This is a genomic window from Mesorhizobium sp. XAP4 (assembly GCF_029269325.1).
In the GTDB taxonomy this organism is placed as follows: domain Bacteria; phylum Pseudomonadota; class Alphaproteobacteria; order Rhizobiales; family Rhizobiaceae; genus Mesorhizobium; species Mesorhizobium ciceri.
This window is the reverse complement of the sequence record NZ_JARIXW010000007.1, coordinates 359,383-383,805: the sequence shown is the minus strand read 5'-3', so window position 1 is coordinate 383,805 and position 24,423 is coordinate 359,383. Positions and strand designations below refer to the sequence as shown.

Genomic DNA, 24,423 nt, shown 5'->3' with positions numbered 1-24,423 from the left:
CCTGCCGGTATATTCTTGCCGGGAATGGCTTTTGGTACGGAACCTGGCGATTTGACCGAAAACCCGGCTCAAACTCTCCCAAACTGCGTTCCAAAATGTGAATAAGTTCTTGTTTTTCCTACTTCTTATCACATTCTGCAGAAGCGGATCGTCGCGTCCCGTCACATTTGACACGCCTTTTGTCACAGGCGAGGCCAATTTTCAACAGTCTTCGCATCCCAGCCAATAACCAGCATTCGGGGCCTGCCCCACATCTTGTCGCTGGGCCACATCTTGTCTCTGACATTGACAGAATGATGGCCACATGGGATTGCCGGTCCATGCGGATGTGGCGGAACTGGTAGACGCCCTGGATTTAGGTTCCAGTGCCGAAAGGCGTGGGGGTTCGAGTCCCTTCATCCGCACCACCCTTCGAGCTTCGGGTGGCGGGCCACCCGAAAGCCCTGGCGAAGGAGGACCGGCGCCGTTCAGGCAGGCATCGGATTGAGCTTCAGATGCTGGATCAGGATGATGGTCTTGGCGTCGACGATACGGCCATCGGCGATGCCGGCCAGCGCCTCGTCGAGCGGCATTTCCAGAACCTCGATGTCCTCGCCCTCTTCTTGCGCGCCGCCGCCGGCCGAGATGCGGTCGGCGGGTGAATAGCGGGCGATGAAAAACCAGAGCCGTTCGGTGACGCTGCCGGGGCTCATATAGGGCGAAAACAGCCGCTCGATATCCTTCAAGCGATAACCCAGCTCTTCCTCGGCTTCCTTGCGGATGGCGGTCTCCGGATCGTTTTCGTCCAACAGGCCGGCACAGGCCTCGATCAGCGGCTCGCGGTGGCCGGTGACGTAAGCGGGATAGCGGAACTGGCGCACCAGAAGCACGGTCGAACGCAAGGGGTCGTAAGGCAGGATCACCGCACCATCGCCGCGATCATAGGTCTGGCGGATTTGCGTCTCCCACTGACCGTCGCGCCGGCGGTAGTCGAGGACGGTCTTCTTCAGGATGGCCCAGTCGTCGGAGAGGATTTCCTCCGAACGGACGCGAATACGATCTTCCATCCCGGTCTCCATGCTTAAGCGCGTCGCACTTCATGCTCCTGTTTATGCCTGTCGTTCTCCCAAAACCGGAGCCACTTTTGGGAGACATGCCTGGCCGAGGCGTAGCCGCGAACCGGCATTTCGGCAATCCCGCCCGTGATTGGTCCAGAAGCCCTTTCACGGCCTCGTGTCTGGCGCAGGCGCCATCGGTCGCCTAAATAGCTGCGAACCCTCCCGGAGTTTCTCATGACAGCGTCGCTTTTCCAGTCGATCACTCTCGACTGCCTCACCTTCCCCAACCGCATCGCCGTCGCGCCGATGTGCCAGTATTCCGCCGAGGACGGCTCTGCCAGCGACTGGCATCTCCATCACTGGATGAACCTCGCAATGTCCGGCGCCGGCATGGTCACGGTCGAGATGACCGATGTCGAGCGGCGCGGGCGTATCACCCATGGCTGCCTCGGCCTTTACTCTGAAGACAATGAAGCGGCCGCCCGCCGCGCGCTGGACGCTGCACGACGCGTCGCCGCACCAGGCACGAAATTCGGCTCCCAACTCGCCCATGCCGGCCGCAAGGCTTCGAACCGCAAGCCGTGGGAGGGCGGCGGGCCACTGAAGCCAAACGAGGATCCCTGGCAGACCGTCTCCGCCTCGGCCATCCCCTACGACACCGGCTGGAACGTGCCGCACGCTCTGGAGGACGAGGAGATCCTACAGCTGATCGAGCGCTTCGCCGAGGCGGCAAGGCGAGCCGAACGCGCCGGCTTCGATTTCCTCGAACTGCACGCCGCGCATGGCTATTTGATCTTCCAGTTCCTGTCGCCCTTGTCCAACCAGCGCACGGACCGCTGGGGTGGCGCGCTGGAAAACCGCATGCGTTTTGCCGTCGAAATCACCAAGGCGGTGCGCAAGGCGGTGCCAAAGCTGATGCTCGGCGCAAGGCTGTCGGTGAAGGATTGGGTCGACGGCGGCTTCGACGTGGCGGACGCGATCGAAGTGGCCAAAGCGCTGAAGGACGAGGGCGTTGCCTATCTCTGCTGTTCGAGCGGCGGCAATTCGCCGTTGCAGAAATTGCCCACCGGCCCCGGCTATCAGGTGCATCTGGCGGAGGCGGTGCGCAAGGGCGCTGATATTCCGACCCGCGCCGTCGGCCTGATCGACGACCCCAAGCAGGCCGAAGCGATCGTCACCGAGGGCCGCGCCGACATGGTGGCGCTGGCGCGGGCCTTCCTGGCTGATCCGCGCTGGGGGTGGCGTGCGGCGGCGACATTCAGCGAGACAATCCACCCGGCGCCACAACTTGCCCGTTCGGTGACCACGATGCAGCATTGGATGAAGGCGGCGGGCTGAACGGTTCGCGCTCCCGACACGGCACTGTAGAGCCTTCAAACAGCCTCTGAGACGTTTGGGCGCAGGCTGACGGCCATGGTTGCAACCAAATTGGCTGCTTTGCGTTGCGGCCATGATGGACAACAAACCTTTTGAAGTGCCGGTCGTCGTCGAACTTGGCCACGTCGGCAAATATCGCCACATCCGCAGCGCCCAGGAAGCCGCGGAGTGCCTGATGACGGTGTGGCCGCTCAATCGCGGCCCGCGCCATCGTGATGCCCTCGACACTTGCCTCAAAGTGCTGGAAGGTTATCGTTCGACAGCAGATGCGCGCCGGGCGCTGATTGAAGCCGCCAAGGAATCGGAAGTGCTGGTGCCCGACGACAGACTGCCCGACGACCGACTGCATTGAGCAGACGGACCTTTCAACCGGAGGTTTTTCATGGCGAAGCTGACTTACAAGATCGTCGAACATGACGGCGGCTGGGCCTACAAGGTCGGAGCGACCTTTTCCGAGACGTTTCCGACGCATCAGGACGCGTTGCGCGCCGCCGAAATCGCCTCGGCCGAGCAGCAGGTCGCCGGAGCGACGGACGGCATCCAGTATGAGGACGCCGAGGGAAAATGGCATGAGGAACTGGCCGACGGCCGCGACCGGCCGCAGACAGAAGTCTCGGATTGATTCGGTATCGCGGTTGATGTGGAGCGGTCCGACAGAGCGCGGACCGCAGCGCCGTCCGGAGAGAGGACGCGCCAGCGGCCAGCGGCTGTCCTTGCGGACTAGCCCTCGAACATGGATTTCCAGAAAATCGGCGTGCGCTTTTCGGAAATCACGTTCTGGCTATTTGCCGCAATACTGATCGTTGACGTTTTGCCCTGCGTTAGCGTCCGGGCCTGGTGTGTTGTGGGCACATGGGCCAATAGCGCCGGTGTTGCCTTGGGTGTTCAACCCGGAGCCGTCACTGATGCTTCCCGTGGTGTAGGGGTCGACAGTTGTCTGGTCGTTGTTACCGAACAGCCACCAGTCATGATTGTTTGAGTACCTGTCGTCCAGTGACTGCGCCATCGCCGATGTGGCGAGACCAATCGTCAGGACGGATGCTGCGAGAAGTTTTGTAACCATTGAATCACTCCGTATCTTAGCCGCCTTGGTGCGACACTCATAAAACCCGGTAGTCAGCCGAATGGTTCCTTGAAATTGTCGTGAAGCTGAGGTGAGGCCCCGATCAGCCCGGCCGGCGATGCGCTCGATGGATGCGGCGGTTTGCTCCGGGGCCATGAATTCCGGCAAGTGCCCCTTGCCATAGCACCCGTCGATGTGACCGAGATCTTGCTCGACCGCCACGTTATCGCAGAACATGGTGTGGAAACGAGTTGGCTTCGACCGAGCCATCCACCTCCGGCGGCCATGTAGTCGGGCAGGAAAGCCGGCGCCGCGGAGATGACATTGCGGCCACCGCCGCGCCGCGCTATCTCAGACCACTCGCCTTCCTGGGCCACTCGCTTGCCGGAGCTTCCCATGCCTGAAATCGTGACCGCCGCCATGCTCGTCATCGGCGATGAGATTCTGTCCGGCCGCACCAAGGACAAGAACATCGGCCATCTCGCCGACATCATGACGGCGATCGGCATCGACCTGAAGGAAGTGCGCATCGTCCCGGACGAGGAAGACGAGATCATCGCGGCGGTGAACGCCGTGCGCGCGCGCTACACTTATGTGTTCACCACCGGCGGCATCGGGCCGACGCATGACGACATCACGGCCGATTCCATCTCCAAGGCCTTTGGCGTGCCTTGCGAATACGATGCCCGGGCCTATGCCATGCTGGAAGCAAGCTATGCCGCGCGCGGCATCGAATATACCGAGGCCCGCAAGCGCATGGCACGGATGCCGCGCGGCGCCGATCTCATCGACAATCCGGTGTCGGTCGCGCCTGGCTTCCGCATCGGCAACGTCCACGTCATGGCTGGCGTGCCGTCGATTTTCCAGGCCATGCTCGACAATGTCGTGCCGACGCTGAAGGCCGGCACGAAGATGCTGTCGGCGACCGTGCCCTGCCCGTTCGGCGAAGGCCTCATCGGGGGGCCGCTGGGTGATATCCAGAAAGCGCATCCCGATACGATCATCGGCTCCTATCCGAAATATGGCGATGGCAAGTTCTGGACCGAACTGGTCGTGCGTGCCCGCAACCAGGAGGCGCTGGACGCTGCCCGCGCCGATGTCGAGGCGATGGTCGCCGGCTTCGCCAGCAATCCCGGCTGATCTGGTCCAGACCGGAACAAAGCACGACGCTGCAACGTTTCCCCGGCACGAGTTCGCCAGCTCGTGAACTGAGGGATTGTCATGCGCTTCAAAACCATCGTCGCCATTCTGCAGAACGAGCAGGACGCCGAGCGCGTGCTCGACTGCGCCATTCCGCTCGCCACCCGGTTCCAGAGCCATCTGATCGGCATCCACGCCGAAACGCTTCCCGTGCCCTACACCTCTGCCACAGGCTTTCCCGACACCGAATTCCTGCAGGTTTCGGCAGACATGAACCGGGAACGGGCCGAGAAATTGAGGACGCTGTTTCTCAGGCATATCGAGGATTCCGGTCTTTCCTTCGAGTGGCGAAGCCTGGAGAGCTTTTCGGGTGACAGCGCGCTGACCGGGATTTCGAGCGAGCGGGCCGCCGACCTGATCATAGCAGCGCAGCGCGAAACGGGCGGCGATTCCAGCGCGGACGTAGACACGCTGGTCTACGATGCCGGCCGGCCGGTATTGGTGGTGCCGCACGAGGGTCCGCTGATCACCACCTTCAAACGCGTCTTGCTCGCCTGGAACGGCAGCAAGGAAGCGGCGCGCGCCGCCTTCGACGCGCTGCCCTTCATCATCGAAGCCGAGAAGACCGACATATTGGTTATCGACCCTCCTGAAACGCTCGACGACAGCCCGGAGGCCGCCGGCGCCGAAATCGCGGCGGCGCTGTCGCGCCACGGCGCCACCGTCAGCGTCTCGGTGCAGCAGTCGGGCGGCAGTTCGGTCGATGACATCATCCAGACCAGGATCGCGGAGACCGGCGCCGATCTGCTGGTGCTCGGCGCCTACAGCCATTCATGGCTGCGCCAGCTTCTGTTCGGCGGCGTGACGCGCAGCGTGCTGCGCACCGCGCCGGTGGCAGCCTTCCTGTCGCGGTAAGCCCACAGCGATCGCTGGCCCTTGCCTTGCCAAGGCCCCTGCCCTTGCCAAGATGGGGGCTTTCCAGCTAATTCCGCGCGCATTCCCCTGTTTTCTTGCGCGCGATCCCCGCGTGCTGTGGAGTGCGCGACATGTCCCTTCCCGAAAAAGCCTTTCCGGTCTCCTGGGACCAGTTCCATCGCGACGCTCGCGCACTCGCCTGGCGGCTTGCCGGCGCCAACAAAGGGCAATGGAAAGCGATCGTCTGCATCACGCGAGGCGGGTTGGTGCCGGCGGCGATCATCTCGCGTGAACTTGGCATCCGCGTCATCGAAACCGTCTGCGTCGCCTCCTATCACGATTATACCAGCCAGGGGCAGCTGCAGGTCCTCAAGGAGATCACCCCTGCCCTCCTCGCCGAAGACGGCGCCGGCGTGCTGATCATCGACGACCTGACCGACACCGGCAAGACGGCGGGCATCGTGCGCGCGATGATGCCCAGGGCGCATTTCGCCACCGTCTATGCCAAGCCGAAAGGCAGGCCGCTGGTCGATACTTTCGTCACCGAAGTCAGCCAGGACACCTGGATCTATTTCCCGTGGGATATGGGCTTCACCTACCAGAAGCCGATCGCCGACGACCACGCCGGCTGATTCGCAACTACCCTGTTACAGACCAGCAGCTTGCACCGGGGATGGATTTGCTTTCGCAAACAGGTCCGGCAGAGCCGGATATTTCGCGAAATCGACGTCTATTGGCGGAAATTGGCCAAGCGAATGAAATTTTTTACTTTTATTGCCGACAATTAGCCGTAAGATTCGTGAGACGGCAAACGATTCCGGAGGCTGGGGCTAGCTTCTTCGATGTTGACGAGGCCAACGACACACAATCATCTGGCCGAAAGGGTCCGACGGCTCTTCGGCACCGCGCCGTGCCGCCTGCAGGTTGCCGCCCTGCCCTGGCGCGACACGGGAGACGGCGTCGAAATCATGCTGATCACCAGCCGCGATACCGGCCGTTGGGTTTTGCCCAAGGGTTGGCCGGAGGCCAGGGAGCCGCTCTGCGAGGCCGCGGCGCGCGAAGCCGGCGAGGAGGCCGGGCTGCGCGGCCGTGTCTCTCATCTTGAAGCCGGCCGTTACTTCTACGCCAAGGCGCTGGCTTCCGGCGAAGAAGTGCCGTGCGAGGTCCTGGTGTTTCCGCTGCATGTCGACAAAGTCGCGGACCGCTGGAAGGAAAAACGCTCACGCACCCGCAAATGGGTCCGTGCAAGCGAAGCGGTGCGCATGGTCAACGAACCCGACCTTTGCCAGATCATCGCCTATTTCTGCGCCGACCCGCACAGCTTCTCCTGACGGGCGGCCACACCGCGCTCTTTGCAAACGGGACTGGCTTGCAAAGGCTGGACACGCGTTGCCGCGCATCGACATGAATGCTTTGCTAAGGAATCAAAGGTAGGATTCGGCAGCTCTGGTATTTTTTGATCGATGGCGAATCCCGCAAATCCAATTCCAAACGAGTCCGACGAGCCTGAGCGCGAGCATCGTCCGCGCGTGCTCAAGGGCGGGTCGATCATCACCGGAATTTCGAATTCGGAAGTCGGCTGCACGCTGCGCAATCAACACGAAGGCGGAGCCGAACTGAAGATACCGCTGGAAGCCCGGGTTCCCGATCGCTTCCTTCTCTATGTGCCGCTCGACGGCATTGCCTATCGGTGTGAGGTCCGCTGGCGTCGCAATGACCGTATCGGGGTGCAGTTCACCGGCACCGAGCCAAAACCCCGGCTGCACTACGGCTGATCCATTCAGGCACGATGCTTTGGATCGTTGCCGCGTCCGGATTGCCTGGTGGCGACAAAATTGCGATCGCCGCACCGCATTCTATCCCCGTTATCCACATATGTGACACACAAGATGTTGGGGTCACAAAAGCTACGCAAACGAATCCTTGACGGCGCAAAACGAGTCGCCTTTTATAGGCCATGCGCTCCTGTTGAGAGTGCGACCGGAAAGTTCTGAGCCCGGTCTTTTTCCCGGATTATGTGCGTTTTGCTCGCATTTCCGCCTGGTTACGAGGCCGGCGGAAGCGTTGGAATTGTGGGGCGGTTGGGGTCGATAGGGACAATTGTCGGGCTTGAATAAATTGTCTGTTAATACTATATTTAGTGTTTGCAGGTAGGTTCGACGCTAGATAGTGTGAATTTCCCTCGACCGAGGGAATCGGAAAAAATCAGTTTTGAGGGACCCGTGGGTTCGTCGGCACGTTGGACAGGCACTTCGCAAGGAGTTTGACCAGCAGGGCCGGCGGAGGCTGCGAAATGGAGAGCCGGCCGTTTTCGAACGCCGGCAGACGGCGGACATGCGCGTTTCGCATCGGGGGCAGAAATCCCTGGGGAAAAGCGCTACATATAGACAAAAGGGACCGGACCAATGCGCATCGAGCGTCGTTTCACCAAGCCAGGACAGTCCGCCTATGCGGAGATCGAATTCCGCAAGGCGCTTTCGGAGATCAAGAATCCGGATGGCTCGGTGGTGTTCCGCTTGGACAATATCGACGTGCCGGCGCAGTTCTCCCAGGTCGCAGCCGATATCCTGGCACAGAAATATTTCCGCAAGGCCGGTGTTCCGGCACGCCTGAAGAAGATCGAAGAGAACGACGTCCCCTCCTTCCTGTGGCGCTCCGTCGCCGATGAGGCGGAACTCGCCAAGCTGCCGGAAGCCGAGCGCTACGGTTCCGAGATCGACGCCCGCCAGGTCTTCGACCGCCTTGCCGGCACCTGGACCTATTGGGGCTGGAAGGGCGGCTACTTCAAGGCGTCGGAAGAAGACGCACGCGCCTTCCGTGACGAGCTTGCCTACATGCTGGCCACCCAGCGCGTCGCGCCGAACTCGCCGCAATGGTTCAACACCGGCCTGCACTGGGCCTATGGCATCGACGGCCCGAGCCAGGGCCACTTCTATGTCGACCCGTTCACCGGCAAGCTGACCAAGTCGAAATCCTCCTACGAGCATCCGCAGCCGCATGCCTGCTTCATCCAGGGCGTACAGGACGACCTCGTCAACGAGGGTGGCATCATGGATTTGTGGGTGCGTGAAGCGCGCCTGTTCAAATACGGCTCCGGCACCGGCTCCAACTTCTCGCTGCTGCGCGGCGAAGGCGAAAAACTGTCCGGTGGCGGCCGCTCGTCGGGCCTGATGAGCTTCCTCAAGATCGGCGACCGCGCGGCGGGCGCCATCAAGTCGGGCGGCACGACGCGCCGTGCCGCGAAAATGGTCATTGTCGACGCCGACCACCCCGATATCGAGGAATTCATCGACTGGAAGGTCAATGAAGAGCAGAAGGTCGCCTCGCTGGTGACCGGCTCCAAGATCGTGAAGAAGCATCTCGAAGCGATCATGAAGGCCTGCGTCAACTGCGAAGGCAATGGCGACGACTGCTTCGATCCGTCGATCAACTCCGCGCTGAAGCGCGAGATCAAGGCGGCCAAGAAGTCCGCCGTGCCGGAGAACTACATCTACCGCGTCATCCAGTTCGCCAAGCAGGGCTATAGCTCGATGTCGTTCAAGACCTACGACACAGACTGGGATTCGGACGCCTACCTCACGGTTTCGGGCCAGAATTCCAACAATTCGGTGTCGCTGAAGGACAATTTCCTGCGCGCCGTCGAGGACGATGCCGACTGGCACCTGACCGCCCGCAAGGACGGCAAGGTGCTGAAGACGCTGAAGGCCAGGGATCTCTGGGAAAAGATCGGTTACGCCGCCTGGGCGTCGGCCGATCCGGGCCTGCATTTCAACACGACGATGAACGACTGGCACACCTGCGCATCGGCCGGTGCGATCCGGGCGTCCAACCCGTGCTCCGAATACATGTTCCTCGACGACACGGCCTGCAATCTCGCCTCGATCAATCTGCTGCCCTACCGCAACGCCGACGGCACGATCGACATCGCAGCCTACGAGCACACGGTGCGGCTGTGGACCATCGTGCTCGAAATCTCCGTCATGATGGCGCAGTTCCCGTCGAAGGAGATCGCCAAGCAGTCCTACGAATACCGCACGCTCGGCCTCGGCTATGCCAATATCGGCGGCCTGCTGATGACGTCGGGCATTCCCTACGACTCCGATGAAGGCCGCGCGATCTGCGCCGCACTCACCGCGATCATGACCGGCATGGCCTATGCCACCTCGGCCGAGATGGCCGGCGAACTCGGCGCCTTCGCCGACTACGACCGCAATGCCCAGAACATGCTGCGCGTCATGCGCAACCATCGCCGTGCCGCCTATGGCGAGAAGCAGGGCTACGAGAAGCTCGCCGTCAACCCGGTGCCGCTCGTCGCTTCCGACCTGAAGCAGCAGGACCTTGCAACCCACGCCAAGGCCGCCTGGGACCGCGCCATCGAACTCGGCGAGGAGCATGGCTACCGCAACGCGCAGGCGACCGTCATCGCGCCGACCGGCACGATCGGCCTGGTCATGGATTGCGATACCACCGGCATCGAGCCCGACTTCGCGCTGGTGAAGTTCAAGAAGCTGGCCGGCGGCGGCTATTTCAAGATCATCAACCGCGCCGTGCCGGAAGCGCTGCGCACGCTCGGCTATTCCGAAGCCCAGATCGCCGAGATGGAGGCCTATGCGGTCGGCCACGGCAACCTCAACCAGGCGCCGGCCATCAACCCCGGCGCGCTCAAGGCCAAGGGCTTCACCGACGAGAAGATCGCGGCACTCAACGCAGCCTTGAAGTCGGCCTTCGACATCAAGTTCGTCTTCAACCAGTGGACGCTCGGCGCCGACTGGGTGAAGGAGACGTTCGGCTTCACCGACGAGCAGCTCAACGATTTCTCGTTCGAGATGCTGCCGGCGCTCGGCTTCTCCCGCAAGGACATCGAGGCCGCCAACATCCATGTCTGCGGTGCGATGACGCTGGAAGGCGCGCCGTTCCTCAAGGCCGAACACCTCGCCGTGTTCGACTGCGCCAGCCCGTGCGGCAAGATCGGCAAGCGCTCGCTTTCGATCAACAGCCACATTCAGATGATGGCGGCTGCACAGCCCTTCATTTCCGGCGCGATCTCGAAGACCATCAACATGCCCAACGATGCGACGGTGGAAGATGCCAAGGGCGCCTACATGCTGTCGTGGAAGCTGGCGCTGAAGGCCAACGCGCTCTACCGCGACGGCTCGAAACTGTCGCAGCCGCTCAACTCCTCGCTGCTCGCCGATGGCGAGGACGACGAGGATGAAGCCGTCGAGCAACTGCTCGCCGCACCTGCGGCAGCGCGTGCCGCACAGATCACCGAGCGGATCGTCGAGCGCATCATCGAGCGCGTGTCGCGCGAGCAGGAAAAGCTGCCCGGCCGCCGCAAGGGTTACACGCAGAAAGCCAAGATCGGTGGCAACACCATCTTCCTGCGCACCGGCGAATATGACGATGGCCGTCTCGGCGAGATCTTCATCGACATGAACAAGGAAGGCGCGACTTTGCGTGGCCTTCTCAACAACTTCGCCATCGCCATTTCGTTGGGCCTGCAATATGGCGTGCCGCTCGACGAATATGTGCACGCCTTCACCTTCACCAAGTTCGAGCCGGCCGGCATGGTGCAGGGCAATGACGCCATCAAGAGCGCGACGTCGATCCTCGACTACGTGTTCCGCGAGCTGGCGATCTCCTACCTCGGCCGCAACGATCTCGCTCATGTCGACCAGTCGGACTTTTCCAACACCGCACTTGGCCGTGGCATCAGCGAAGGCAAGACCGATGCGGTCTCCAAGGGCCTGACCCGTGGCGCCTCGCCGGTGAAGCTGGTGTCGCGCGTCAGCGGCAACGATCCGAAAGGCTTTGCGGCCCCATCGGGCGCCCCTGCCCGCTCGGCACCGACCGCCTTCTCCGGCTCCAACGTGCTGGCGCTGAAACCCGCCAGCGACGAAGCGGTCGCCTACAAGCGCGACTATGAGGAGCGGGCGAAGGAACTGGCCGAGGACATCGCCTTCGAGGAAGCGGCGGGTGCTGCCTCCGATGCCACGGCGGGATTGTTCACCGACGCGGCGGCCGTCGAGGCGGCCGAAGCAAAAAAACTCGCCAACGACCGCCGCGCCAAATCGCTGCTCCAGGGCTACACCGGCAATTCCTGCTCCGAGTGCCAGAATTTCACGATGGTGCGGAATGGGACCTGCGAGAAGTGCGACACGTGCGGCTCGACGAGCGGGTGCAGCTGAGATCTAGTGCCACCTCGGCTTACAGTTCGCGAGATCATTCGCCTGCTGGAGGCCGATGGCTGGTATCTGGTTGCAACCAAGGGCAGCCATCGCCAATATAAGCATGAAGTCAAAGCCGGCCGCGTCACCGTGGCTGGCAAGCCGTCTGAAGAGGCTGCGCCAGGAACACTGAACAGCATCCTCAAGCAGTCAGGTTTGAAGGAGTGATGACATGCGTTACGCGGTGGTGATTGAAAAAGCAGGAAATAATTTTTCTGCCTATGTGCCGGACCTACCCGGCTGCATCGCGACAGGTGCCACTGTGCCTGAAGTGGAAACCGAGATTCGCGATGCAATACGCTTTCACATCGAAGGTTTGCGAGCCGATGGGCTGGATGTGCCCAAGGGTGTCAGCCTCGCGGAATACGTAGAGGCATAGAGGCAGGCCTCCACTCGATCCCGATCAGGCTCTGGTCCGGGCGTCTAACTCGCCGGCAACACCCTTGGCGTCTGCTTGTCAAACAACAGCTCGTCCTGGCCGATGCGGACGAACAGCAGCTTCCGACCCTCGCCCAAGGGTACTTCGAAATACTGGATGCCGTCAGGCATTTCGCCCCAGCCGCCGCAGGGTGGGTCGGGAACCTCATCGGGGCTGGCCAGTGCGTTCAGTACTTTCGCAATCCGGGGCGCGGCGCCCTCGATGTAAGGCATCTGGCCATGCCTTCGGCTTGCCCAGCTCAAAGTCTCTCGCCATGCCATCTCAGATGATCGTCCATGAAGCTGGAGATGAAAAGATACGAGTGATCGTATCCATCCTGCATCCGCAGCTTTAGCGGAATACCTGCTTTGGCGCAGGCCGCCTCAAGCAGCCAAGGCCTAAGCCCGTCGTCAAGAAATCCATCCGACGTTCCCTGATCCACCAAAAATTCGGGGAAACGGTATCCGTCGTCGATGAGCGACGTCGCGTCGCAGCTTCGCCACGAGGCCTCATCCTTGCCGAGATACTTCTCAAAGGCCGGTTTCGACCAGCCGGCGGTGCTTGGCTGGGCGATCGGGGCGAACGCCGAGCAGCTCTTGAAACGTTGCGGATTCTTCAAGGCAATCGTCAGCGCGCCATGCCCGCCCATCGAATGGCCAAAGATTGCCTGGCGCGCCATATCGGCTGGAAATTCAGCCGCGATGAGGGCCGGCAACTCCTCGGCGACATAGGAATACATACGATAGTTCTTCGCATAAGGCTCTTGCGTCGCATCGAGATAGAAGCCGGCGCCGGAGCCGAACTGCCAGTTGTCTTTTTCATCCGGAATGTCGGCCCCGCGCGGGCTGGTGTCGGGACAAACGACGATCAGGCCGAGCTCGGCGGCCATGCGCCTGTACTCGCCCTTGTCCATTACATTGGCGTGGGTACACGTCAGGCCTGAGAGATACCACACAACGGGACAAGGCGCCTCCCGCGCCTGCGGAGGTATGAAAACGGCAAAAGTCATGTCGCAACGGCAACTCGTCGACAAATGGGAATAGACGCCCTGCACGCCGCCATGGGCTTTCGCTTGAGAGATGATTTTCATGTGTTCTCCACGTTGCAGGTCGAATGACGGTCGGCCCCACCACTACCCCAGCGGCAAGCACTTGCGTCCTGCCATCCTATGGTTCCTGTGTCGACGGATCTCAGCGCGGAAAAAGAACCTCGCCCATTCCGAGCACTGCGTTATCCCCGCCATATTTGCGCGGTGCGCTCCCCAGAAGCGGCCGTTTCAAAATGCCCTCGGCAATCAGATAACGATCGATGATGGCGGCGAAGACGCTTTCGGGTGCGCCGCATTCGACGAAGCTCGGCGACATGCGTGCCGGCGCGCGATCGAGAAGGATCGAACCGCGACGCATCAGATAGCCGGGCATCTCACCGGTGCCACCGGCCACCACCAGGGTGCCGGCGATCATACGGCTGCCTGCATGGTCGCCGGAGCCTTTCAGCACCGCGATCAGGCCGCGCCGCATGCGGTCCGCGGCGAAGGCGCCCGCTTTGCCCCTGACGATCAAAACACCGCCGTTCATGCCGGCCAGTTCCCCGACGAGCGGCGCACCGAGGTGGTCGCCGGCATTGCCCGTTATCTCAAGCCTGCCGCCGCGCATGCCGGAGCCGGCGTGTGGACCCGCATTGCCTTCGATCGTGAGCTTGCCACCGCGCATAGCGCGCCCGGCCTGGGCGCCGGCATTGCCAACGAGGCGAACCGACCCACCCCGCATGCCTTGCGCCACAAGGTCGAGGCGCGTGCTTCCGCCCTCGAACACCATGTTTGTCGGATCGCTGCCGGCGACGCGAAAAATGTCGCCCACCTTCGAGCCGTGCTTCGTCATGCCGATCTGGATTCTTTCAACGTCGCGCCTGTCGATCCCGGCCAGCCGCTCCGGCGTCAGCGGCGACAGGTCAAGGCGCTCCGGCGGCTCGGCAACCAGGGTGAAGGTCAGCGCCTTCATGGCAGCATATCCTTCAGCGAGTAGATGAATTTTCCGAGCTTGCCGCCGTAATTGCCGGCGCTGATCCGAACCGCGCCTCTTTTCGGGCCGAGCTCTATGACAGCCTTAATGCCGGCCTTCATCGCGGCGGCAACTGCATCATTGGTCTCACCATCGATGACGATTTCCAGGACGGCGTTGATGTCGGGACCGAGTTCACTCGCGACGACGCCGCGCAGTGTCGGCGCGTAGGCTTCGTTGGCCGAGGCGATCATGCCTTTGTATTTGCCACCTATCTTGGAACCCGAACGGGCAATGCCGCCCGGAAACGGCACGATGGCGCCAGGCACCATGCCGATCGCAGCGACCGCGGCCTCGGCAGCGGCCAAAGCGTTGGCGCTGCTTTGCGCCATGACAAAGAAATTGCCGCCACCGACAGCTTCCTTCGTCAGTCCGGTCGTTGCTTCGCACAGGAACTCGCCATCCATGACGGGAATACGCCAGAAATGCCTGTCGCCGATCTTCTTGGAGATTTGCCAGCCGTCGCCGAAATAACGCAGTGCCGAACCGAGCTTGAGCTCGGCGCTACCCTGCAGCCCGGCAAAGCAGGCGGAACCCGGCGAGGTCAAAACGCACTGGCCGACACGATTGAGCAGTTGTTTCTGCAATTCGTCCGTTCCCATCGCGAAAATCATGACGCGGCAGCCCGGCCGGCCATCCGGTGTAGCCGATGGCGGCAGGTCGAGATCGATTGCCGCTTCGCAGCCGCAACCGATCACCGAGGTGGCGAAGCCGGTCATCGTGATCGCCGCCTGGCGAGCCCATTTCCGGCTCGGCGCGGTGATGACGATGGCGGTTGCGCGCATGCCGAAGGCTTCCGCGAAGGTATCGTCGATCGTTACGCCATTGATGCTCATGTTCGGCATGGCACCTCGCCGAATGGCTGTTCGCGCGCAATCGCGGAATCCGGGAAATTAAACCAGTCCAGCGAGAGGCCGTAGCGCTGCTGGTGATAGTCCTCGAGCCGTCGCACCATTGCCTTGTCGACAGGCGGCTTGAGCCTCAATGCCTTGCCCCAGCGGTAATGGATGATTTCCCCGTCTTGCACGACGAGATCGCCATCCTTGAAAACATACGCCGCCTCTCCGAGCATTTTGGCGATACTGCGGTCCCTGCGATAGACAGCGACGTCGGCTGTTGCGCCGGCGCCGAGATGGCCTCGATCCGTCAAGCCGAGCAGCTTGGCCGGCGCCGCGCGCGTCATGATGGCGATTTCCTCGAACGTGTATTCGCGGTCGATTGCGGCCAGGGTAGAGAGCGCCAGGGCGGATAGGGAAAGTCCGGCGGCCATTTCGGTGCGCGCTTCCCGGCTCATCAGCAGTTCGAACAGCGCCGGATAGGCGGTAAAAGGTGCACCGTTGGGATGATCGGTGGTGAAGAACACACGCCAGGGATCGTCGATCAGGAGAAAAAGCTCGAGCCCGATCGCCCACTGCATCGTGCCGTAGAAGTCCTTGCCATAGCTGTAGGGCACGATGCCGCCGCCATTGCCGTCACCGTCATGAATGACGGTCTTTTTCGGGTGTGCGCTGCCACGCGCCGAAAACTGCCGCATGACGTCGGAGGAGACCGTGACCGTCTGGCCGAACATCACCTGGCCGATATCGATGGTGACTTCCGGCGTCGCGTTGACCAGTTCGGCAAGCCGTGCGGCGGCAGAGGAAAACCCGCGTTTTCCTTCCGTGCCATAGCCATAGAACTGGAGGTGGGCGAGATGCAGCGGCAGTCCATCCGCCGCTGCAATCGTCGCAGCCGCCGTATCCGCCGATCCGGGGCTGCCCAGATTGTTGCAATGGACATGCAAGGGATGCGGCAAGCCAAGACTGTCGACGGCGGCCTGCAGCGTCTTGACGATCTTGCGCGAACTGACGCCATAGGAAGGCACGACATCATCCAGCGAGAAGGTGCGGACGTTCTCCTTGAAGGCGGCCGCCGCACCGGCGTTGATCACCTTGACCCCAAGCGCTCGCGTCGAAGCGACCGTCCAGGCGACATAGTCCTCGATCATCGTCCGGGGGGCGTCGTCGCGGATCATCGACAACAGGAAATCGTCGTTGCCGAGAATGGCAAGGGTCGCTTTGTCGATAATCGGGATGTCAGCCAGTTCGAGATGCGTGTGCAGCGCCGCTCCCGGCGACATCGCCGGCTCGACGACCGTCGTAAAGCCCATCTTTGCGTAGAGGCAGCCGGTCTGGAACGTCGACCAGCCGGCATTGGCGAGCGGCGTCATTGCTGGCCGCAGCTGATGGGCGGCATGCTGTTCGGGCAAGAGCAGCCGCGCGGTGTTCACATTGCCGCCACCGATGTGGGAGTGGATGTCGATGGCGCCAGCCATCACGATGCAGCCGCTGGCTTCGATGGTCCGGTCGGCCGCCCCTCCCGCCGGCGCCGGAACGATCTTGTCGTCCTTGATCCAGAGGTCGCCTTTGCCGAGACGGCCGTTGACGGGATCGATGATGTCGCCGCCGGCGATTTTCGTCAGCATGGCAGTGCCTCGGCGAAAGCGTGGGTAGCGATCAGGCGGATGATCGTCGCGGCGGAGGGCAATTGCGAGTCCGCTTGCGCATCGATCGACCTGAGCGAGCCCGTGCGGCTGGAGTAGACAACCGCATCGTGATCGACCCCAGCCTCGCCGATGGCCATGGTGACTGCGGCGCCGGCAACCGGCTTTTCCGTTTTCGTCAGCACAATCAGCGCCATGCGTCCCCTTTTTTTCTGTAGTTGGGCCGTTGCGGCGGAGATCCGCAGGTGCAGGTCAGCTTCGCCGGCAGCGATCATGCGCTCCACATCGCAGCGCCAGGGATCGAATTCAGGGAGGCCCCGCGCAAAGCCGGTGCGCAGCGGAAAACCTGTCATCCAGGCCGAGGCGAGCGCGCTTCCCCACCCGTTTTCGCTCGCCGGCAGATAAAGGCTGGATGCGCGCGATTTGCGATTGAGATCGGCGATCAGTCCTTGCAGCATCTCCAATGCCAAGCCTTCGGCGGCGTGGCCTGAAAACAGGAACACGGGAAAATGCGCGGCCGCCAGAGCTTTGGCAAAATCATTGAAATTCGACACCGGTTGCGATGTACGCCGCCCTTTGTACTGTGCCCTCAGTGCCGCCAGCGTGGCGGCGAGGCTAGCTTGGCCACAGGAAAGTTGTGTTGCCTTGCGTCCGCCGTTCAGCGGCGGCACAGACATCCCGTTTGGGCCTACCACGAAGAACGCGCGCTGGTTGCCGGTCGAGAGGTCGGGAACCGTCCCGGCAAGTTCGCCAACAAGACCATGATGGATCCGCGGGAGCTCGCCCACGATCACCACGACATCGGCACGCCGGCGCGTCTCTCCGGGGGCGACGGTCATTGCCCCCTTGTCGGTAAAAAGCGCGGTCTCTCGGGCAAGTGCCGCACCATCGGCATGGTCGTATGCCGCGCCAGCCCGCTCAGCCAGCGCGATCGCCGCCCTCGTGCCATCTATATCCGTATCAAAGCTGAAAACCGGGCACCGACTTGACGACAATAGCGACGCGGCATGCGCAGCCGCGTGCTCAATCAGCGCTTCCCGGTTGCCGATCCAAGCAACCGCCATTCGCTAAACTACTTTCTGGTGCCGGCTCGATCCTAGACGAAACTGGATTGGCCGTGAACCCCACCCTGCAGCGGATCAGCGAATGTTTTCATACGCGTCAACAAATTCCGACCCTGCTTAGTCATATTTGACGTAAGCGAAGCGTTGATCGGTCAGTGGAGTGCCCTCCAGTGCCCCGCCTTCCTTGGCCGGCTGCCACTGGACAACATCCTCGATCTTTTTCGCCAACTCGAAATCCTTGTCGGTAATGCCTTTCGCCGCGTGATTCGTCAGGCGCACCTCGACCCAGGCATAGGAGGCGGTGATATCAGGATGGTGCCACGCCGCCTCGGCGAGATGACCAACCGTGTTGATGACCATGAGCGTCGATTTCCAGCTGTGGGTCTTGTATTTGCGCCGGATCCAGCCGTTTTCATAACGCCATTTCGGCAGCTCCTTCTCAAGCCGGTCGGCGATCTCGGCTTCCGAATAGACCTTTTCCTTGACTGTCTCGTTCATCTCGACCTCCGCGAATTGCTCGGTCTGTCACACGCCGGAGCCGGCAAACACGTATGCGTTCTCTTTGGCTTGCCCCATCGACGAAAACAGTTATCATGGTACCGGGCACCTAAACTTCCATGATGCATCCATGATGCACCCATCGGGGGGCAGATGTCGAATTCTGTTACCATACGAGTGCCCGCTCGCCTGCACCTTGGCTTCCTTGATCTCAATGGCGATGCCGGACGGCGGTTCGGTAGCGTCGGGCTTCCATTGAGCGAACCCGAAACCGTCGTCACCCTGTCGCGGTCCAGCGAGACCATCGTCGAAGGCTCCGAGAGCACCCGCGCCAGCGAGCATCTGTCGACGCTCTGCAAGCATCTCGGCATTCGCGGCCAGCACCATCTGGTGGTAGAGCAGTCGATCCCCAGTCATGCGGGTCTGGGCTCCGGCACGCAGATCGCCCTTGCCGTCGCCTCGGCGTTGCGCACGCTCCACAATCTGCCTCTGGACATCGCCGGCGACGCTAACCTGCTCGAGCGGGGCGGCCGATCCGGCATCGGCATCGCAAGTTTCGAAGACGGCGGCGTCATAGTCGACGCCGGCAAGAACGACCGCGGCGGAACGCCTCCGGTCGTCGCGCGGCTGCCGTTTCCGGAAGAGTGGCGCGTCCTCCTCATCCTCGACCATTCCGGGCATGGACTGCATGGAGCAGCCGAGGTTGCGGCGTTTCGCTCGCTGCCGCCATTCCCAACGGCAGGCAGTGGGGAGATCTGCCGGAGGGTGCTGATGGGCATAATGCCGGCTTTGGTCGAGCGGGACCTTCCGGCATTCGGCGCCGCCGTCACCGCGATACAGATGCTGATCGGCAGCCATTTCGCCCCGGCCCAGGGCGGCGTGTTCACCTCGAAGCGGGTCGAGAGGGTGGCCCACTGTCTCAATGAAGCAGGCGCCGTCGGCATCGGCCAGAGTTCCTGGGGGCCGACAGGCTTTGCCTTCGCGCCATCGCAGGACGCCGCACTCAAGTTCGTCGACGCGGTTCGGAAGACGACAGTTGAGGGCGGCCTTGAGGTCAAGATCGTCAAGGGCAGGAACTCCGGCGCGAAGATCAGTTCAACCAGGCTGGATCTCGTCGGCAGCTGACGCTTCAGTTTCAGGCAGAAAGGCAAGAAATGGCCCGCAAACACATCCTGCACATGCTGACACCGTTGAAGCAGATGAGCCCCTTCGACGTGAACATGGCGCTCGACGCAGGTTTCGACGCCGTCGTCCCCTATGTCGATGTGGGCATGGCCGAAGTGACAGGACTGGTCCAGGACGCGATCTTTTCACGCCCGCCGGATGCGGGTGTCGACACCGGCATCTTCATCGCCGGGAAGGATACCTCGTTGGCGCTCGACATGTTCGACGCCGCGAAGAAGGCGATGGTGCCGCCTTTCCAGGTTTCGGTATTTGCCGATCCAGCCGGCTCATTCACCACAGCCGCGGCGATGGTGGCCAAGGTCGAAAAGGCGCTGGAGAAGAAATTCCAGCGTGCGCTCAGGGATACGAGGGTGGCTGTTTTCGGCGCCACCGGAGTCGTCGGCTTCTGCACCGCCGTCATCGCGGCAGGGGAAGGTGCCCGGGTCACACTTGTCGGCCATGACGGCATCGAACGGGTCAAGCAGATCGCGGCCGAGATCGAAAGCAGGTTCCACCTCACCGTCGATGCGGCTGACGGATCGAGCGACGCCCGCAAGACAAAGCTGGTCGAAGCCAACGAAATTATCCTGGCTTGCGCCAAAGCTGGCGTCCAGGTGGTCTCCAAAGCCCAATTGAAAGGCAATGACCTGCTTATTGCGGCCGACGTCAATGCCGTTCCCCCGGCCGGCATCGAAGGATTGGCCGTCAATGCCAATGGTGATCCACTCGATGCGGCAAAAGCTGTCGGCATTGGTCCGCTTGCCATCGGCAATGTCAAATATAAGGTCGAATTCGGTCTCTTCAAAAGAATGATCGAATCCGAAAAGACGATCACGCTCGGTTTTCAGGAAGCGTTTTCCCTTGCACGCGAGATTGCCAAGTAACGCCGGATCTCTTTTGATCGCGGCAATTTCAGGCCGGGCGCTGGCCGCCGCCGCGCGTCGCGCCGGCTATCGTCCGCTGGTCGCCGATTTCTTTTGCGATACGGACACCGTCGCGCTCGCAGAACGCGCGACAATGCTGCCAGGCGACCTGCAAGGAGGCATCGACGGCGAGCGCATCATCGACACGCTTCGGCGATTGGCTGGCGACGACCTGCCGGCCGCCATTGTCCTGGGCTCAGGGTTTGAGCGGATGCCTGAGACCGTGGACAAAATCGCGCGACACTTTCGGCTCGCCGGCAATGGCGGCGCCGCGATCCGCAGGATCAAGGATCCGCAGTTGCTGGCCGATGATTGCGCCGAACTCGGCATCCCGCATCCGCAACTGCGATGGGACCAGCCGCCTGACCCGGAGAACTGGGTGGTCAAGACCGCGGGCGGCGCCGGCGGCGGACACGTCAGACGAGCAGCCGGAGAAAGCCCGACCGCCGGCCGCTACTTCCAGCGCTTCGTTGCCGGTCGCAGCATCTCGGCCCTGTTCGTCGGCAATGGTCAAACCGCGCACCTCGTGGGTTTCAGCCACCAATGGACGTCTCCCGCCCCCACAGCGCCCTATCGCTACGGCGGCGCCGTACGGTTGAGACGCTTCGATCGCAGACAGGCGGCGGTCATCGGCGGCTGGCTCTCAAGTCTGACGCGGCGCGCCGGCCTGCTTGGATTGTGCAGCGCCGATCTGATCCGCGGACCGGATGGCTACACGTTCATCGAGATCAATCCGAGGCCGGGCGCCACCCTCGACATTTTCGACGATGTTGACGCGCCATTGATCGAAGCGCATCTGCGCGCCGCGACGGGTCAGGTCTTCCGCTTGCCGCGCTTCGTCGATTCGATGGCGTCGATGGTGACCTACGCCGCGACGCCAATCACTCACTTTCCGTCGATTGCCTGGCCTGAATGGACAGCGGACCAACAGTCGGCTGGCACCCGTCTGATTGCCGGCGACCCTGTCTGCACGGTCTTCGCGCGCGGTCCGAGCGCCCAATCGACCAAGCGGCTCATCAAGGGACAAGCCAGCCAATTGCAACTCCAATGGGAAGGAGACCGGACATGAAAGACGGTTCGGCATTCCTGAACGACAATGCACAGCGCATCGTTGACGGCATGATCGGCGACGCCGAACGCCTGCGTATCGTCGTTTCCAAGGGACCATTGGGCGAGCGCCTGATCGATGCCGGCGCCAAGACCGTCGGCAGCGTCGAGGCCGGGATGCGCATGGCTGAGGCTGCGATGGGCGGTCTCGGCAGCGTTTCGGTATTCATGGATCGCGCGTCACAGCAATGGCCGTTCACCGTCGAAGCGCGATCTTCGCAGCCGGTGCTGGCCTGCCTGGGCAGCCAGTATGCGGGCTGGAACCTGTCTGGCCAGGACTATTTCGCGATGGGATCTGGGCCTGCGCGGGCCCTCGCCCGGGTCGAACCGCTGTTCGAAACACTTTCCTATCATGACATCGCATCGTCCGCGGTGCTTATCCTTGAGACGGCCGAACCGCCTCCCCGCGCGACCGTTGAGAAAGTGAGCAAGGCAACTGGACTGGCGACGGAAAAGCTCACCTTCCTCTACGCGCCGACACAAAGCCTTGCCGGCGGCGTGCAGATCGTGGCGCGCGCGCTCGAGGTTGCCCTGCACAAGATCAACGATCTCAAATTCCCGCTGGAAAACGTTGTCGACGGCATCGGAACGGCGCCGATCCCCGCCCCCCATCCGGATTTCCTGACCGCTATGGGCCGAACCAACGATGCCATCATCTATGGCGGCAGCGTCCAGCTCTTCGTCAAAGGATCGGCGAAGGAGGCTGGCAAACTCGCGGAAAAACTTCCCAGCAGCGCCTCACGGGACTACGGCCAACCCTTCGCCGAGATCTTCACGCGGTTCAAGGGCGATTTCTATGCCATCGACCCGTTGCTGTTCAGCCCGGCTGAAGTGATCGTGACAGCGATCGAAACCGGCGATACTTTTCGCGCCGGTCGGCGTGATCTGAAGATGCTCGAACGGAGTCTCGGCTAGGGCATGGCGGTGCAAAGGGATTCGTCTGTCATTCGCCCGCCCGGCGACTGCCTTCCGTGCAGCCCTGCCGCGGACGCTGCCATGAGGGCCTGGAATCGCTCGCGCCGCCGACATTCCCGCACCCGAGAGGCCACATGATCCCTCGCATCCTGATCGTCAGCGACAAAGTGGACACCGGCTCCAACGGCCTGGCGGCAGGACTTGGTCGGGGGGGCGCCGCCGTTACAGCCGTGCCGCTGGCGGCGATCGCATTCGATACCAGCAGCCCGAGCGGACTTGCGATCCCCGGCTTCGGCGGCACGCTGCCCGACGCCGTGCTCGTCCGTTCGATCGCCGCCGGATCGTTCGAAGCGGTTACCCGGCGCCTCGGGGTGCTGCACGCGTTAAGCAGACTGTCGGTTCCCGTATGGAATTCCGCGCAGGCGATCGAGCGCTGCGTCGACAAGTCGATGACGACATTCCTCCTGAAAAATGCCGGCCTGCCTACGCCACGCACCTTTGCCGTAGAAGGACTTGCCGTCGCCGAGGAGGTCGCGGCGCAAGAGCTTCCGCGGGGCCCGCTGGTGCTGAAACCATTGTTCGGGGCGCAAGGCCGCGGCATAAAGCTGATCCGCACGCTCTCGGACCTGCCGGCCGCAGAAGAGGTGAACAGCGTCTACTACCTTCAGCAATATGTGTCGCGTGCCGGTCCGCCTTTCCGGGATTTCCGCGTGTTTGTCTGCGCCGGAGAGACCGTGGCGATGATGAGCCGCATCAGCGACGACTGGATCACGAACGTCAACCGGGGTGGCGTGCCGGAACAGGTTTCCGAACATGGCAAGGCGGAACTGGCATCGCTGGCCGTCGCTGCGTCAGCCGCGGTCGGCGCGGATTTTGCCGGCGTGGACATCGTGCGGGCTGACGACGGCAATCTGTTCATACTCGAAGTGAACAGCATGCCCGCATGGTCGGGATTGCAGTCGGTGGTCGCCGTGAACATCGCCGAAGCAATCGCCGATGCCTTGCTGAAACTTCTGGCCGATCGCGCCGAGGCGGCCGCCGCACCGCGGCCCCACCGTTTTGCCGCGCCTGCGAATTCGTGAGGGCGGGCAAGTTGGCGCTTTCGCGTGAACGCCTCCGGGCCAGCTATAAGAATGCCTGCAGGATGGAGATCGAAGCCCTAAAGCCGGGCAACGTCCATCTGTTCGCCGACGGACACGGCATGTCCGCCGCCCAGTTCATGACAAGTGCGGAGGTTTCCTCCGGGCCGCTGACCGATCCTCGTCTGCCGGTCGGGCAGCGGATGCTGGAGGCGGTGCGCGCGACACGACTGGCGGTCGCAACCAATACCAATCTCGGAATCATCCTTCTGGCAGGGCCTCTGATATGCGCCGCCGAAATGGGCGGTGACAGACTGCAGGACAATCTCGATTCGCTGCTTCGGGCTTTGAGCGTGCAGGATACCAAGGCGGTATTCGAGGCGATCGTCACGGCCGCGCCAGGCGGCCTCGGAGAAGCCGCCAACGATGTGCGGCAGGAGCCGAAGGTCCATTTGCTGGACGCGATGAGGGAGGCTGCCGACCGCGACATGATCGCTCGCCAGTACAGCAACTGTTTCGGCGACGTGTTCGGGGTCGGGCTCGCCGCGCTGGATGGAGCGTTGGCACGTGAAGAAGACGGCATGTGGCCGACGGTGTTCGTCTACATGGCGTTTCTCGCCGGCTTCCCCGACAGCCATGTGATGCGCAAGCACGGCGTTCACGTCGCAAATCAGGCGCGGCAGGAAGCCGTTGCCGTTCAGGCGGCGCTCCATGCCGAGGGCGACGAACCGTCGCGCATTCGTCTGCTCATGGAGTTCGACCGCCGGCTGAAGGCCGACAACATCAACCCCGGCACCTCGGCCGACCTCACCGTGGCTACTCTTTTAGTCCACACCCTCGCCCTCACCTTGCATAATCGCGGCGTTGGTGCTTGACTTCCAAAAGCGGAAGCTGTGCTTCCGCGGCTATCTAGCCAACCGGTCCGGGCAAATCCGGACGCTGCCAACAAGGATA

26 protein-coding genes and 1 tRNA gene are annotated in these 24,423 nt (G+C 62.3%); 18 read left to right on the top strand and 9 right to left on the bottom strand.

Going from position 1 to position 24,423, the window contains the following annotated elements:
- Window positions 1-322 precede the first annotated feature (322 nt).
- Window positions 323-407 (top strand) — tRNA-Leu (locus P3C39_RS28185).
- A 60-nt stretch (window positions 408-467) separates the two neighbouring features.
- Here P3C39_RS28185 and P3C39_RS28180 read toward each other — a convergent pair.
- The gene (locus tag P3C39_RS28180) at window positions 468-1,046 is read right to left on the bottom strand and encodes an NUDIX domain-containing protein (RefSeq protein WP_013532010.1); all 579 of its coding nucleotides are present in this window, start codon (window positions 1,044-1,046) and stop codon (window positions 468-470) included.
- 225 nt (window positions 1,047-1,271) lie between these two features.
- Here P3C39_RS28180 and P3C39_RS28175 point away from each other — a divergent pair, with 225 nt between their 5' ends.
- From P3C39_RS28175 to P3C39_RS28165, 3 genes are all read left to right on the top strand, one after another.
- Window positions 1,272-2,375 (top strand): NADH:flavin oxidoreductase/NADH oxidase, encoded by a 1,104-nt coding sequence (locus P3C39_RS28175; RefSeq protein ID WP_275954607.1) that lies wholly within the window; start codon window positions 1,272-1,274, stop codon window positions 2,373-2,375.
- A gap of 112 nt (window positions 2,376-2,487) precedes the next feature.
- On the top strand, window positions 2,488-2,766 hold the full coding sequence (locus P3C39_RS28170; RefSeq protein ID WP_013532012.1) for a DUF982 domain-containing protein: 279 nt from the start codon (window positions 2,488-2,490) through the stop codon (window positions 2,764-2,766).
- Between the two features lie 30 nt (window positions 2,767-2,796).
- Window positions 2,797-3,036, top strand: a complete 240-nt coding sequence (locus P3C39_RS28165; protein WP_013532013.1) for a DUF2188 domain-containing protein — start codon at window positions 2,797-2,799, stop codon at window positions 3,034-3,036.
- A 159-nt stretch (window positions 3,037-3,195) separates the two neighbouring features.
- Here the strand turns inward: P3C39_RS28165 and P3C39_RS28160 are convergent, their stop codons facing one another.
- A complete protein-coding gene (locus P3C39_RS28160; RefSeq protein WP_275954608.1) occupies window positions 3,196-3,747 on the bottom strand; it encodes a hypothetical protein in 552 nt (183 codons plus the stop codon).
- Window positions 3,748-3,873: 126 nt separating this feature from the next.
- Here P3C39_RS28160 and P3C39_RS28155 point away from each other — a divergent pair, with 126 nt between their 5' ends.
- The 8 genes from P3C39_RS28155 (at window position 3,874) to P3C39_RS28120 (ending at window position 12,138) form a co-directional block, all read left to right on the top strand.
- Window positions 3,874-4,617, top strand: coding sequence for a competence/damage-inducible protein A (locus tag P3C39_RS28155; RefSeq protein WP_064995344.1), 744 nt, complete (start codon window positions 3,874-3,876; stop codon window positions 4,615-4,617).
- Window positions 4,618-4,698: 81 nt separating this feature from the next.
- Window positions 4,699-5,532 (top strand): universal stress protein, encoded by an 834-nt coding sequence (locus P3C39_RS28150; RefSeq protein WP_275954609.1) that lies wholly within the window; start codon window positions 4,699-4,701, stop codon window positions 5,530-5,532.
- 131 nt (window positions 5,533-5,663) lie between these two features.
- Window positions 5,664-6,164 (top strand): xanthine phosphoribosyltransferase, encoded by a 501-nt coding sequence (gene gpt, locus P3C39_RS28145; RefSeq protein ID WP_013532017.1) that lies wholly within the window; start codon window positions 5,664-5,666, stop codon window positions 6,162-6,164.
- A 210-nt stretch (window positions 6,165-6,374) separates the two neighbouring features.
- On the top strand, window positions 6,375-6,863 hold the full coding sequence (locus P3C39_RS28140) for an NUDIX hydrolase (RefSeq protein WP_013532018.1): 489 nt from the start codon (window positions 6,375-6,377) through the stop codon (window positions 6,861-6,863).
- Window positions 6,864-6,995: 132 nt separating this feature from the next.
- Complete coding sequence (locus P3C39_RS28135) at window positions 6,996-7,307, top strand: PilZ domain-containing protein (RefSeq protein ID WP_013532019.1); 312 nt, start codon at window positions 6,996-6,998, stop codon at window positions 7,305-7,307.
- Between the two features lie 630 nt (window positions 7,308-7,937).
- Window positions 7,938-11,720 (top strand): vitamin B12-dependent ribonucleotide reductase, encoded by a 3,783-nt coding sequence (locus P3C39_RS28130; protein ID WP_063172016.1) that lies wholly within the window; start codon window positions 7,938-7,940, stop codon window positions 11,718-11,720.
- A gap of 6 nt (window positions 11,721-11,726) precedes the next feature.
- Window positions 11,727-11,927, top strand: a complete 201-nt coding sequence (locus tag P3C39_RS28125; RefSeq protein ID WP_275954610.1) for a type II toxin-antitoxin system HicA family toxin — start codon at window positions 11,727-11,729, stop codon at window positions 11,925-11,927.
- 4 nt (window positions 11,928-11,931) lie between these two features.
- The gene (locus P3C39_RS28120; protein ID WP_024504399.1) at window positions 11,932-12,138 is read left to right on the top strand and encodes a type II toxin-antitoxin system HicB family antitoxin; all 207 of its coding nucleotides are present in this window, start codon (window positions 11,932-11,934) and stop codon (window positions 12,136-12,138) included.
- Window positions 12,139-12,182: 44 nt separating this feature from the next.
- On the opposite strand, the gene P3C39_RS28115 is transcribed toward P3C39_RS28120, so the two are convergent.
- From P3C39_RS28115 to P3C39_RS28085, 7 genes are all read right to left on the bottom strand, one after another.
- Window positions 12,183-12,410: a hypothetical protein gene (locus tag P3C39_RS28115; protein ID WP_275954611.1), complete on the bottom strand. Its 228-nt coding sequence runs from the start codon at window positions 12,408-12,410 to the stop codon at window positions 12,183-12,185.
- 26 nt (window positions 12,411-12,436) lie between these two features.
- The gene (gene fghA, locus P3C39_RS28110; RefSeq protein WP_275954612.1) at window positions 12,437-13,267 is read right to left on the bottom strand and encodes an S-formylglutathione hydrolase; all 831 of its coding nucleotides are present in this window, start codon (window positions 13,265-13,267) and stop codon (window positions 12,437-12,439) included.
- Window positions 13,268-13,367: 100 nt separating this feature from the next.
- Window positions 13,368-14,177, bottom strand: a complete 810-nt coding sequence (locus tag P3C39_RS28105; protein ID WP_275954613.1) for a formylmethanofuran dehydrogenase subunit C — start codon at window positions 14,175-14,177, stop codon at window positions 13,368-13,370.
- Entirely contained in the window at window positions 14,174-15,082 is a 909-nt protein-coding gene (gene fhcD / locus P3C39_RS28100; protein WP_275954614.1) for a formylmethanofuran--tetrahydromethanopterin N-formyltransferase, read from the bottom strand. Before fhcD ends, P3C39_RS28105 begins: the two co-directional genes overlap by 4 nt.
- Window positions 15,070-16,701 carry a formylmethanofuran dehydrogenase subunit A gene (locus tag P3C39_RS28095; RefSeq protein WP_275954615.1) on the bottom strand — a complete coding sequence of 544 codons (1,632 nt, stop codon included), beginning with the start codon at window positions 16,699-16,701 and terminating at the stop codon, window positions 15,070-15,072. The genes fhcD and P3C39_RS28095 overlap by 13 nt, the downstream gene beginning before the upstream one ends.
- Complete coding sequence (locus P3C39_RS28090) at window positions 16,695-17,783, bottom strand: tungsten formylmethanofuran dehydrogenase (protein ID WP_275954616.1); 1,089 nt, start codon at window positions 17,781-17,783, stop codon at window positions 16,695-16,697. Before P3C39_RS28090 ends, P3C39_RS28095 begins: the two co-directional genes overlap by 7 nt.
- Before the next feature lie 117 nt (window positions 17,784-17,900).
- Complete coding sequence (locus P3C39_RS28085) at window positions 17,901-18,281, bottom strand: 4a-hydroxytetrahydrobiopterin dehydratase (RefSeq protein WP_013532029.1); 381 nt, start codon at window positions 18,279-18,281, stop codon at window positions 17,901-17,903.
- Window positions 18,282-18,434: 153 nt separating this feature from the next.
- On the opposite strand from P3C39_RS28085, the gene P3C39_RS28080 reads away from it, so the two are divergent.
- The 6 genes from P3C39_RS28080 to P3C39_RS28055 all read left to right on the top strand — a co-directional run bounded on the left by P3C39_RS28080 (window position 18,435) and on the right by P3C39_RS28055 (window position 24,344).
- Window positions 18,435-19,406, top strand: a complete 972-nt coding sequence (locus P3C39_RS28080; protein ID WP_275954617.1) for a beta-ribofuranosylaminobenzene 5'-phosphate synthase family protein — start codon at window positions 18,435-18,437, stop codon at window positions 19,404-19,406.
- 29 nt (window positions 19,407-19,435) lie between these two features.
- Window positions 19,436-20,329, top strand: a complete 894-nt coding sequence (locus tag P3C39_RS28075) for an NAD(P)-dependent methylenetetrahydromethanopterin dehydrogenase (RefSeq protein WP_275954618.1) — start codon at window positions 19,436-19,438, stop codon at window positions 20,327-20,329.
- Window positions 20,330-20,342: 13 nt separating this feature from the next.
- Complete coding sequence (locus tag P3C39_RS28070) at window positions 20,343-21,437, top strand: ATP-grasp domain-containing protein (RefSeq protein ID WP_127388255.1); 1,095 nt, start codon at window positions 20,343-20,345, stop codon at window positions 21,435-21,437.
- Entirely contained in the window at window positions 21,434-22,390 is a 957-nt protein-coding gene (gene mch / locus P3C39_RS28065; RefSeq protein ID WP_127385777.1) for a methenyltetrahydromethanopterin cyclohydrolase, read from the top strand. The genes P3C39_RS28070 and mch overlap by 4 nt, the downstream gene beginning before the upstream one ends.
- 167 nt (window positions 22,391-22,557) lie before the next feature.
- Window positions 22,558-23,472, top strand: a complete 915-nt coding sequence (locus P3C39_RS28060; RefSeq protein WP_275954619.1) for a RimK family alpha-L-glutamate ligase — start codon at window positions 22,558-22,560, stop codon at window positions 23,470-23,472.
- Window positions 23,469-24,344 (top strand): triphosphoribosyl-dephospho-CoA synthase, encoded by an 876-nt coding sequence (locus tag P3C39_RS28055; RefSeq protein ID WP_346016455.1) that lies wholly within the window; start codon window positions 23,469-23,471, stop codon window positions 24,342-24,344. Before P3C39_RS28060 ends, P3C39_RS28055 begins: the two co-directional genes overlap by 4 nt.
- Window positions 24,345-24,423: the final 79 nt, after the last annotated feature.